This is a genomic window from Dictyobacter formicarum (genome assembly GCF_016587435.1).
Window position 1 is genome coordinate 17,125 of record NZ_BNJJ01000045.1, and the last position, 12,077, is coordinate 29,201.

General features: G+C 53.6%; 10 protein-coding genes. 1 reads left to right on the top strand and 9 read right to left on the bottom strand.

Annotated features, from left to right (window positions below; all coding sequences use genetic code 11):
* Positions 1–263: 263 nt before the first annotated feature.
* On the bottom strand, positions 264–2,135 hold the full coding sequence (locus JMI88_RS38220; protein WP_201367346.1) for a reverse transcriptase domain-containing protein: 1,872 nt from the start codon (positions 2,133–2,135) through the stop codon (positions 264–266).
* A gap of 259 nt (positions 2,136–2,394) precedes the next feature.
* Positions 2,395–4,254, bottom strand: coding sequence for a reverse transcriptase/maturase family protein (locus tag JMI88_RS38225; protein ID WP_201360246.1), 1,860 nt, complete (start codon positions 4,252–4,254; stop codon positions 2,395–2,397).
* Positions 4,255–5,519: 1,265 nt separating this feature from the next.
* Between JMI88_RS38225 and JMI88_RS38230 the strand changes: the two genes are divergently transcribed.
* Positions 5,520–5,930 carry a hypothetical protein gene (locus JMI88_RS38230; protein ID WP_201367347.1) on the top strand — a complete coding sequence of 137 codons (411 nt, stop codon included), beginning with the start codon at positions 5,520–5,522 and terminating at the stop codon, positions 5,928–5,930.
* A gap of 210 nt (positions 5,931–6,140) precedes the next feature.
* On the opposite strand, the gene arsM is transcribed toward JMI88_RS38230, so the two are convergent.
* From arsM to JMI88_RS38265, 7 genes are all read right to left on the bottom strand, one after another.
* Entirely contained in the window at positions 6,141–7,070 is a 930-nt protein-coding gene (gene arsM / locus JMI88_RS38235) for an arsenite methyltransferase (RefSeq protein WP_201367348.1), read from the bottom strand.
* An 84-nt stretch (positions 7,071–7,154) separates the two neighbouring features.
* Entirely contained in the window at positions 7,155–7,769 is a 615-nt protein-coding gene (sigZ, locus tag JMI88_RS38240) for an RNA polymerase sigma factor SigZ (RefSeq protein ID WP_201367349.1), read from the bottom strand.
* 83 nt (positions 7,770–7,852) lie between these two features.
* Complete coding sequence (locus JMI88_RS38245) at positions 7,853–9,148, bottom strand: MFS transporter (RefSeq protein WP_201367350.1); 1,296 nt, start codon at positions 9,146–9,148, stop codon at positions 7,853–7,855.
* Positions 9,149–9,182: 34 nt separating this feature from the next.
* Positions 9,183–10,508, bottom strand: a complete 1,326-nt coding sequence (locus JMI88_RS38250) for an NAD(P)-binding domain-containing protein (protein ID WP_201367351.1) — start codon at positions 10,506–10,508, stop codon at positions 9,183–9,185.
* A 91-nt stretch (positions 10,509–10,599) separates the two neighbouring features.
* Complete coding sequence (locus JMI88_RS38255; RefSeq protein WP_201367352.1) at positions 10,600–11,112, bottom strand: arsinothricin resistance N-acetyltransferase ArsN1 family A; 513 nt, start codon at positions 11,110–11,112, stop codon at positions 10,600–10,602.
* Positions 11,097–11,576 (bottom strand): MarR family winged helix-turn-helix transcriptional regulator, encoded by a 480-nt coding sequence (locus JMI88_RS38260; protein WP_201367353.1) that lies wholly within the window; start codon positions 11,574–11,576, stop codon positions 11,097–11,099. Before JMI88_RS38260 ends, JMI88_RS38255 begins: the two co-directional genes overlap by 16 nt.
* 99 nt (positions 11,577–11,675) lie before the next feature.
* Entirely contained in the window at positions 11,676–11,933 is a 258-nt protein-coding gene (locus JMI88_RS38265; protein ID WP_201367354.1) for a hypothetical protein, read from the bottom strand.
* Positions 11,934–12,077: the final 144 nt, after the last annotated feature.

The following is a 12,077-nucleotide window of genomic DNA, read 5'->3' on the forward strand; positions in this document are numbered from 1 at the left end:
GAGTAGGACTTACCTCGGAGAAGCGAGCCGGAGGCTCATCAAGCATCTCCGGAGGGCTTGAGGCTTCCTGATGGTGCGATTAGCTTGCTCATGCCAGGAGCGCGGAACAAGCGATGCCGCCAGGCCCGACCCTTGCGTCAGTGGGGGAGAATCGAAGCGCGAAGGCGACCGGGATGGTAGAACGCTCATCAAGTAGAGTGGGGAGCGGTTGTCCAGAAACTGGATCACCCGTCACCCCCTCTCAGAACCGGACGTGCTTGTTTTCAAGCATCCGGCTCGCCCTTTACGTGTTTCTTGAAGTATCCTCTATCAGGGAGGATTCCCTGATGGAGCTGACGATGACATGATTGGCAGAGAACCAGCGTTTTCCGGTTACGGGCTGCCATCAGTTGTTGCCAGAAAGCTTTTCCTTTCGCCACATCTTTCATCTTTCGTATGTGGTGGATCTCAAATGGTCCTGTTGTGGTTTCACAATATTCACATTGCTTTTTGTTCAGCCGTTTGATAATCTCCGAACGACTGAGCGTCCACATGTAAACGTTGAGTGCCACATCCAGGCGGGGATCGTTGGGGTATGGGGCTTTCAGATCCTTGAGACGAAAGACTTTGATAGAGCGGGTTTTCTTTTCTCCAGGAACGGTGAGGACATAGCCATCCTCCGTTTTCAGTTGCTTGGCAATGGTGCTTTTCCTTGATTTGTGTTTGCAAGCCAGGGTTTTAAAGAGGCTTACTCTCCAGATCAGGGCGAGTCTGTGTAGCTCTTGTTTGACGTTGCAAGCAAGGGCGTAGTAATTTGCCAGGCCCCGGAGTTCTCCATTGTAGGCAAGAATGATTTCGGCGTCGCTGAGTGTTATCCATTTGGCTTTATGGACAGCTTTGATCGCTTCGTAGTTGCCATACCCTTTTGAGGCACAGAACTTTTGAAGTTTTCCAGCGGGTATATGAAGTTGTAGCTGCTCGGACATAGATTTGTAGGTGGTGTGGCGCGAGCCACGTTTCACCTTGATAACGCGATCTCCTGAGTAGGTTTTGACTTCATACCCAACAAAGGTTGTTCCTTGTTTACTGTGGTTGATGTGGGATTTTTCCTCCGCAATAGCCAGTTTGAGGATTCCTTCAATGAAGGCTTTGACCTCTTGCTCGACTCTTTCTGCGTCAGCGTGTGAACCGATAATGCCAATGCAGAAATCATCGGCATAGCGACAGTAGAACAACCGTTTGTAGCCCGCGTCGAACGGGTCCCCACTTGGGATCTGTTTTCTCAGTTGGTCTATTCGTCGAATTTCCTCTTGGATGGTCTGAAGGTCTTGCTCTGCTCCCTCCTTTCCCTTCAACCTATCCCATTTCGCCCTGAGTCTTTTAATTCTGTCTGAATAGCGATAGTACAGCAAGTTTTTCTTGCGTTTCTTTCCCTGATCAAACCGTTTCTTCAGCTCTTTCATGAAGAAGTCCAGTTCGTGCAGATACGCGTTCGCAAGGATCGGAGCGCAGATGGAGCCTTGTGGTACACCGCTGTAGGTCGTATAGTACGTCCAGTCCTCCAGGTAGCCAGCATTGAGCATAGCTTTGATGAGGCGTAAAAAGCGGGTGTCGTCGATTTTCTTCTTAAGCAGCTCAACCAGAAGTTCATGATTGATGGTGTTGAAGTAATCTCGTATGTCCATGTCTACGATCCATTTGATCGACCCCCAATGCTCGCCGATTTGTTCCAGAGCCGTGTGAGGGGATCTCTTTGGCCGGAACCCATGTGAGCTATCTTCAAAGATTGGCTCATAGATTCGTTCTAAAATGATCCTTACCACTTCCTGGACCAATTTATCGTTTCCAGAAGAGATGCCCAGTGGTCGTTTCTTGCCATTCTTTTTCAGTATGAAAGCTCTTCTGACAGGCTGGAACTGGTATGTTCCGTCTTTGAGTTGTTTGATAATTGACGCAACTCGTTCTTCTGAAAAACCATCCAAAGTAACTTCATCTACACCTGGGGTGATAGCCCCTTTATTGGCGTAAATGTTCGCATAGGCTTCGTGCCACAGGATTTGGTCTTCCATCAGACGAAACAGCCCATTGATGCGCTTTCCCTGTTTCGAGATGTCTTCAAGCGCTTCCAATCTCCTAATCACTGTAGCGGATAGCATCAGCACATCCTCGCTTTTGGTTCATTGTCAGCAACGTAAACTTTTTCCCTTTCCCCTGGCAGTGGAGGTTTCATGACTATTACTATTCACTTATCCTCTTGCCAGTATCGTATCCACTTCGTTGTGCTACGATCTGCGGAACCTATTACAGGCCCACCTTGGGGTAGGGTAAGAGGCCGGGTCCTGATGACTCAGGAACACCAACCCCTCCCCTCCGAACGCAGCATGCACCCTTTCGATGCACTACGCTCTCACGAAATCACCTACGTTTTTCTGAGGCGTATGGGTTGTACGCCAAGTCAGTAAGACGCATCCCGTCATATTCGCCGCGATGAATCTTCTGGTGACATGATCTACAAACTGGGAGTTGCTTTCGGTTGAGTGCTTGCAAAATGGCATTAAATCCTGTTGGTGGTTTTGCTCCCGTCTTGCGAATATGGCGGACATGGTGCATTTCCACCTGTAAGGGATCGTTGCATACACAGCACGCTTTCCCTAATTTTGAACGCGTTCGCATCGTGATTGTCCACAGCAAGAGGTCAATTTTGGCATTCCCGACCTGGAACCCGTTTCGTTGTTTTTTCCAATCATGGTTGACATAAAACGATACCTTGCGGTCTGGTTTGTCCTTGATTTTCACAGGGATCGTGATCGTTTTGCCAAATCTCTTGTAGATGCGTCTCACGGAGTATCGGTACTTCGCTGCCAGGGTTTTTGCAAGCGAGTATTGGAGAATATATTGAATTCTCATGAAGTGCTGAAAGTTGTCAGCGAACCGGTAGTAATTTTGAAGGCCCCGGTTAATTCCATTGTAGAGTTGAACGATTTGATCCGGATCGAGGGCGATCCACGCCTTTTTCGTCGTAGGTATCCCTTTTGCCGTACAGAACCCTTTGCTCTCCAATTTTTTGATAAGTTTGTGGGTTGGGGCTTCCATGATGATCTCTGAACCCGTTGACCGTCGTTTGAATGGTTTGCTCAGACCATTGTTGATCGTGACGACTCTTTGGATTCCTCCTCTACCAATGAAGAGTTGCGTTCCCAAAAACTGAGCTTGTTCTTCTCGTGCATGGGTGATACGAGTCTTTTCCTCGCTCAGCGTGAGCTTGAGATGGTCACGCAAGAAGGACTTGAGTTCTTCCTTTACTTGTTCTGCCAGCGTTCGTGGACCACATATACCCACCAACCAATCATCGGCATACCTCAGGTATTTGACCCGAATGAAATCGGGGTCGTTGACCTCGACTGCTGGCATACTCCTCATCTGCCTCACCAGTTCGCGGTAGGCTTTGGTGTGTCCTCCTCCTTTCTTTTGTAGTCGTCTTTTGCGTTCTACCAGATTGTGGTAAAGCGGATTCTTCCGTTTCTTTTTCCCTCGTTCTAAGCGTGCGCGTATCCCTTCGACTTTTTCATCTAATTCATGGAGATATACGTTCGCTAATATTGGGCTGGCAATTCCCCCCTGAGGGGTTCCTGCCAGACTATCATGTCTTGCTTCTTGCAGGTCCAGGTATCCTGCCCGAAGCAGTTTCCAGATGAGATTGAGGAAACGTTCGTCTCGGATCTTCTTACGAAGCAGGCCGACGAGCACTCCATGCTCGATGCTTCCGAAACAGTCGGAGATATCGCCTTCTAGGAACCAATTCGTCGCAGGCCATTTCCCGCGAATCTCTCGGAGGGCAGTATGGCAACTTCGACCCGGTCGGAAGCCGTGGCTGGCTTCGTGGAAGTAGGGGCCGTGTGGGCTATCGTAGATACATTCGAGGATCAGACGAATCACCTCTTGTACCACCTTATCCCGTGTAGAAGGGATACCCAGTTTCCGCATTTTTCCATTGGGTTTGGGGATGTAGACGGTGCGAACCGGTTTGAACTGGAATTGCTCCGTTCGCATCTCTTGGATGATTTGTTGGATCGCTTGAAGTGAAAAACCGTCGATGGTTTTTCCATCTGATCCAGGGGTTATATTTCCTGGGGCTGATTTCATCCTTTCGTAGGCTACAATGTAGAGATCAACCTTGTAGAGCAATCGATACAGATTGCTATTGAGCCATTCCCGGTCTGTATTCAGTTTTCGTAGGCATTCAAGTCGCTGTAGGGTCTTCTGTGACTCGTCCAAGTCAACCCTCCTCGATTGAATTTGATTCCCTAGAGTCCTTCGCCCTCATCTTGAGGCACTACTATGACTCCTCCGTGACCGTGGCCTTTACAGGCTTTAGGCCATCCCTCAGTTCCTCCGAACATCTCGGTCTGTACGTAGGTGCTTCGTTCGTCATTTCCCTCTCCATGAGGGCTGGCTCCAACAAGAGCTTGAGCAGGAAGTAGTACCGTTCCCACTCACGTTGGACACAGGCAGTAGTCTCGTTTCCTGTGGGCTGTCACCCGGTTCCGCCGTGACTAAAGTTCAAACAATGCAGTTTTCACCATATACAGCCTGACTGACCGACCTCTGGTTCTTGAGACTAGAACTTCACCGGCCTTTGTTCCGGCATGCTATTGTCCCCCCTCCCTTTCGGGTTGAAGGTAAGCCGTTGTCTTATTCACCTTGCTCTAGTGAACCCGCTTCCCTGCGGGAGAGACGTTCGTGGCACAGAGGCGCACTACTACGAAAAATCCGTACCCATGCAGGGATTGCTCCCTGTTTAGGGCATCCCGCATTTTCAGCAGAAGTGAGATCGGACGTGCTCCAGGCGTCCCGTTCGTCCTGTATTGCCCTCGTAGTAAGGGTCTGCCAACATCGATGGATAAGGTCGCATCTGCATTGTACGCCCTTAGATATTGGTCCCAACGTTTGTAGCCACCTTCCGTTGGGGTCGCGGGATAAACCAGCAGGACTAGGATTTACGCAGTCTAGCATTCGCCATACACGTCTTGCACTGACCACTCACAGGACTGGTGACTTCCTCCTACGTGGCCGTCCTCGCATGCTATGGTTGCCCTCCTTTTTCAAGGCTTGGGGTTAGCGAGGTGTGCATGGAATCTTCCATCAATTCCAATACCTTCTGGTACACTCACTTTTTGCCGCTGATGCGGCGCACTGCAGAACCCCGGTCGCTTTCGGCGCGGAGAGCATATCCCACTGACGCAAGGGCGACATCGCCCGCACGACTGGCACAACGAAAAGTAGGGAGGGGCCTGTTTGCTCTGCTTGCTTTCTCTCTCATTGCAGATTAGGATGAGAGCGGATAGGCATCTTGAGAGTAGCTTCCTCAGGAAAGCAACCGCAGACTCCTTGAATCTTGATGGGGATAGACCCCTTAGTGCTCAGTGGGGGAGGCACGTTTGGAGCCTTGATACGTCTGTGGGGACCCTATAGAACTCCTGGCCTGTCTATGGGAGCAGTGCCTCCACGGTTGTCTGCCTATCCACCCAAAGGCCCTGTCTATGAAAAACACAACAAAGAAACTCTCCAACTGGCAACCTATCCCGTTGCTCAAACAGGAATCCTTGTACATCGGCATTGATATTGGCAAGGAACGGCATGTTGCTGGCTTTGTCTCCCTGACCCTGCTTGAACGTCACCAACGCTTTGAAGCATGTCCGGCACTGGCTTTTGAGAACTCACGCGATGGATTCCATACTCTTGGAGAACGAATCCGCGCTCTGGCTCCTTTCGAGCACTGCTTCGCACTTCTAGAGAAAACAGGACATTATCATAAAGCCTTGGTCCAATACTTGCAGGAGTTAGATAATGCGAAATCTAGATCGCTACCCAACTCAACCCGCTTCACACCTTGTTGTACACATTCTGTACATACTCACAAAGAAGAGGCATTCTTCGCGTTCGCATTGTAGCACATCTCTGCATCATGTAATAGTGGGGAAGATCAATCGTCTCATGAAGTGAGATCGGATGGGACAGGTTCTCATGCAAATTTCGTCGCCTGTAATAAGATCCATACTCATTGTACCGAAGCATATCAGAAGAGAAGCTTGTGATGTTTAACGATGGAATAGCAGAAATAAAGAGGAGAGAGGCTCGAACATCCCCCCTCCTCTTTGTGGTTACGGTTTACGTGCGCGAATAAAGGCGCTCACAAATTTGCCATCCACCTCATTGCGCTCATCAGGAGAAAGCGCTTCGATGGAAGTTCCTGCTCCACTGTCGCGAATATCAGCGAGCGAATAGCGCCGTGTCACCTCAACTTCGATGTCAGTAAAACCAGCTTCCGCAAGCAATTGTCGGTACGTCTCTTCTTCCAGCGCTCCTGCAATGCAACCTGCCCACGATTCCAAATCGGCACGAAGGACGGGCGGGATCTGTCCCTGAAAGACAATATCTGAGACGGCGAGCCGCCCACCAGCCGAGAGGACGCGATACGCTTCACACAGGACCTGTCCTTTGTCTGCTGACAGATTAATGACGCAGTTGGAGATCACCACATCCACGCTCCTGTCAGGCAGCGGGATCGCCTCAATCTCTCCTTTGAGAAAGCGCACGTTCTCCACGCCTGCCTCAACTCGGTTGCGCTCGGCCAGGGCCAGCATTTCATCGGTCATATCCAGACCGTAGGCAAAGCCTGACGGTCCTACACGTTTTGCGGAGAGCAGAACATCAATGCCACCACCGCTACCCAGGTCCAACACCCTTTCGCCAGATTTCAGTTCTGCCAGGGCGGTTGGATTGCCACAGCCACGTGAGGCCAGAGCTGCGGCTAGTGGAATCGTCCCTAACTCCGCTTGGGTGTAAAGATCGAAAATGATCGGGCTACCAGACGCCTCGCTGGAGCAACAGCTTGATCCACAACAGGCTGACGGTTCGGCTTCGCTCCTCTGTTCCGTTGTCACAGCCGGTGTACTGGGGGTACAGCACGTTGGCCCACAACAACTCACGGCTCGTGGCTGTTCTGTACCAAGCACCTGCAACGCTGTTTTCGCATAGCGAGCGCGTACCTCGGCGCGTAATTGTTCATCATTCGTTGGGACCGTACTCATGTTTTTTTCATCCTTTCCCAGATGCACATCCTGCAATCCAGGTAATGCGCGTTGTGTTGTTCTGCCTGTGTAGACGGAACTCCTTCAGAAAGGACGCACGGGAAGCGGGATCAACAGTTGTGGGGTGACGCTCGCACAGCAGTCGCCTTGTGAACAACAATGACAACGGGATTGGTAGTTGATGATATGGCCTCGCCGATCTAGCTCGAAATGACAGCAGGCCAAGAGCATCTGTTTGAGTCGCTCTCGCGCACGCTGCACTCGTGACTTCGCGCCTGAAAAGGAAAGGCCCAGGCGTTCCCCGAACTCTTTCTGGGTCAGTCCTTGATATTCGGTGAGAACCAGTGCTTGTCGATCCTGTTCCGGCAAATTGTTGATCATGGCTCGAATGCAGGGAAACAATTCGCTCACCAGATCGTCGTCAGGCAACGCTTCTGGAAGCGCTTTTACTTCTGGTTCCTCAAGTCGTGTGGTTGGCTTGGTACTACGATAATAATCGATAATGGCGTGACGCGTGATTTGATAGACCCAGCTTTCCAGCTTCTTGACCTCTTTAAGCGTTTCGATCTGCTGATGGATCTTCACAAACACCTCTTGCAAGAGATCTTCTGCCGTCCCCGCATCCGCCACCCGCTTGCGAATGAACTGCAAGAGCGGGGCATGGAAGGCTTCCCATACTTGCTCAGTTGCTATCCCCATACAGATTCATCATCCTTCCTCATCGTATGTTTTCTCTCCTGGTAGACGGGGATGCCACCAAAAGGACGCATCGGCCCTCCTGTTCATTCCTCTCTGTTTCTGGTCGCCTCTTCGTACCGCCCAGCATCCTTCTGTGTGAAGCCTTCGTGCTCATGATGGGGTTGTGCAGTCACGATCAAGCCGAGAGCCGCGAGCAGAAATGCGAGAGCCGAGAGCCAGAAAGCCAGCTCATAGTGATGCAGGCTGTCATAAAGCCATCCTGCGGCAACTGGTCCCAGCGCCGCACAGAGTGCCACAGGAACGCCTTGCACCGCCGTAATCGAGCCGTAGGCGCGGCGACCAAAGTGATCTGCCATCACGCTTGCCCGCAGGGGAGAGAAAGCTCCATAGGCAGTCCCATAGATGATCACGTAGAGGATCAACCAGAACAGAGAGGAGGAGAGGACGAACACCGCGATGCCGACAGCTTGTGCCACCACACTGAGCAGGAGCAACGATTGGGCGCTGATGCGGCTACTCAGCATGTTGAAGACATAGCGGCCCGGCAGACTGACCAATCCGAGCATTCCAGAGAGGGTCGCAGCCAGAACCGGATCGTAGCCGCGACCAATCATGAACGCCACCTGATGCACAAAGACCACGGTGCTTCCTAGCATCACCAGGGACAGAGAGGCGGTGAGCATCCAGAAGGGAGAACGACGCAACGCCTCGGAAGTCGATATGCCAGACCGTCCCATCTGTTCTTGCTCTGGAGATCCTTTCTCCCCATCGGGGGAGAGACCCAGATCTTCTGGGTGACGCCTCAGCGCGAGCGCGTGCAAGGGCAGTGCGAGCAGGAGTTGCGAGAGTCCGAGGATGACGAGGGTCGCACGCCAGCCGATGTGAGCAACCAGGGTCCCAGAGAGGGGAATACAGATGGGAGAGGATAACCCGCCTACCAAGGTCAGTACCGCAAGCGCTGCTCCGCGTTTGCGCACGAACCAGTTGGCGACCACGGTGAAGGTGACAGGATAGAGCGTGAGCGCCATCGACAGACCCAGGCCACCCGACCAGAGCACATAGAACTGCCACAGGGTCTGCATGTGTGCCAATCCGAGGAGGGAAAGCCCTGCCAACAGAGAGCCGCAACTCATGAGCATACGTGCCCCGAAGCGGTCGAGCAGGGGACCAATCGGGACGCCGAGCACGCCTGCTACAATAAGTCCAAAGGCATAGGCTCCCGAAACGCTGGCCCGATTCCACAGGAGGCTGGTACTGATGGGAACCACGAGCACGCCAAAGAGGTACTGCGTGGTGCCATAGGAAATGATGGTGGTGATCCCCAGCACCACCATCAGAACCCATCCATAATAAGGCGTCTGGTGTGTCCGTTTGCCCATTGCCGTTCTTTCTTCTCGTCTTTTCAGGGAACCATTAGCTTCTCCCTGTGCTCGCCCTCCTGCGCGTGACACCGATGGTGAGCAAAGGACTGGCAGCAGGAGTGCAGCACGATCCGCCGTCGGCTGAGCACACCCCCGTTTCGGGTAAGACGAGTTCGACGTTGCGGGCAGCTTCCCAATCGCCAGAGAGCGCCGCGACAATGGAACGCACTTGCTCGTAGCCGGTCAGCATCAAAAAGGTCGGCGCACGCCCATAGCTCTTCATGCCCACAATGAAGAAGTTGGACTCCGGGTGTGCTAACTCATCCACTCCATGTGGAGGAACCGTGCCACAACTATGGACGTTCGGGTCAATGAGCGGCGCGAGGCCCGTTGGGCTTTCCAGGGCAGGATCAAGGGCGAGTCGCAATTCCCGCAGCCATGAGAGATCCGGGCGAAATCCGGTTGTCGCAATGATCTCATCCACCGGGCCAATGCGCTCTTCTTCCCCAACAATGGCGATCCCCTGCGCCGTTCGCGTCACGGCGTGAATCTGCACCCCGGCAAACAGGCGGACCTTCCCTTGCTCCACCAGCGCCAGGGAGCGCAGGCCCAGTTGTCCCCGCTCTGGCAACTCATCCTCCTCGCCACCGCCAAACAACTGCCCGACGGCAGGGCGGCGGATCGCCCAGAGCACCTGCGTCGTGGGTTCCTGTTCGGAGAGTTGGGCCAGTTCCAGAAGTGTCTGCTGCGCAGAATGTCCGCTGCCCACCACCAGGACGCGGCGTCCAGCATAGCGCCCCCGCTCTGTCCCCAAGATGTCAGGGATGCCATAAAAGATGTGATCACCCAGAGACCGCTCTCCCAGAGCAAAGAGGCCATGTGCTCCCAGCGGATTGGGCGTTTGGTAGGTTCCTGATGCATCGATCACCGCTCGCGCCAGGATATCGTGTTCTTCACTGTTCCCCGATTGGATGCGCACCACAAAAGGGGTCTCGTCCCGCAAGGGCGTCTTCACTTTGTCCATGCTGAGCCGACTGATCGCCGTCACCCGTGTCTGGAGCTGAAGGGCTGCCAGAACCTGGGGAACCTGGGCCAAGGGGAACAGATAGCGTTCTACCACCTCGCGAGCGGTGGGATAGGTGTCAGGATCGGGAGCCTGCCAGCCCTGCGCCTCTAATAAGGCTTGTGCTTGCTGGTCTACCAGGTAGCGCCAGGGAGAAAAGAGGCGAACCTGTCCCCATTGCAGCATCGAGGCTCCGACCGTCGAGCCTGCCTCAAAGAGCAGTGGCGTCTCGCCTTTGCGGATCACATGGGCAGCAGCGGCGAGTCCGACGGGACCGGCCCCAATAATCACGACCGGAAGGGTCTGTTTTTGCATGTTCGTTGATATCCTTCTTCCAAAAGAGATGTTCAAGCAATGATCTGCTCTGTTCACACAGACGAAGGGGTGCGCAAAAGGACGCAGCGCGTCAACGTGGTGAGCGCTCCACCTGGGCGAGGTTGCGCGTGAAGAGATACTCGACAATGACGACATCACGCCAGACCCCATCGAGCTTCCCATGTTTTTCATAGATCCCCACTTCGCGGAAGCCGAGCCGTTGCATCAGCCGACGGCTGGCCGTATTCTCCACGAAAATCCGCGACACCAGTTTCCAGAAGCCTGCGGCCTCGCATTCGTGCATCAGGTGGGAGAGGGCCAGACGACCAGCTCCCCGGCCTCGCCAGTCGCGTCGGACATACACCGAGAATTCAGCAATCCCGGCGTAACAGGGACGCTGCCGGTACAGCGAGGTGGATGCATAGGCGATGATCTCATGGTCTTGCTCGACGACGACAATCGGGTGCCTGCTATCAAACCAGGACGCCACCATCGCCTCTGTTCGCAGATCCGTCTCAAAGGTGCCGACGCGATCTTCAATCCCTTGATTGTAAATCGTGGCAATGGCGGCAGCGTTAGCTCTTGTCGCTAGTCGCACCCGCATGTCGTCTCTCCTCCTTCGTCGGCTCGTGCCTCCTTTGTCAGGGTAAGCAGTGCCTGCTGGAGCAGTTCGAGTGATGAGCGAACGGTGGTATGGTGTTCGACGGGGATATATTCAAAGGCTCGATCAGCCAGGGAGTTGAGGGTGTGATTAAGGTCGGCCAGGCGTGCTGCTCCAGCAGGGGAGAGGGAGAGACGCACGGTGCGCCGATCTTGGGTACTGCCCACTTTCTCGACCAACCCCTCTTGGACCAGACTCTCCACCGCCCGACTGGTCCAACTTTTGTCAAAGCCGATCCGGCGAGAGAGTGTGGCAAGAGTGACGGGTCCACTCCTGCCTAGTTCAGTGAGCACGGTGCATTGGGTCGTGGTCGTGCCTCCGCAATAGGCCACGCAGTTGCGCTGTAACTGCACATGTAAACGTGCCACTTCGCGCAATAAGGCTCCAGTTGATGGGTCCTGTGCCATCTGCTTCCTCCAATTTCATTCGTTGCTTCTCGCAACAATCTACAGCAAGTATAGCTGAGAGATGAATCGTTGTCAAGCGCAACGAGATTGATACAAAGGTCAGGATCGTTCATCTTGGCGGCTGGCCCGGAGAGCACGTCGGAGTTGGCGGACAACGAGAGCGGCATCAGGACCCACTCCACGCAAGGTGGCAGACGCATAGGTGCGTTGGAAAGAGAGTCCCACGTAGAACAACCCTGGCACCGTGAGGCTACGCCCCGACTGTTGGAGGATCTGCCCGTGATCATTCCAGGCACCCAGACCCGTGAGATAGTCAGGCTGAAAACGGTAGCCCGTCGCGAGAATGATGCTGTCCACCGAGTCTTCCTGCCCGTCACGCCACACCACTCCGCCTGGCGTGAGGCGCTCAAAGAGGGATCGCCAGGGAGGCATGCCTGCGGTGATGGCCGACTGATAGGGTTGTGTTGCAAGAAGTAAACCGATCTGCTACTGCTCTGTCAA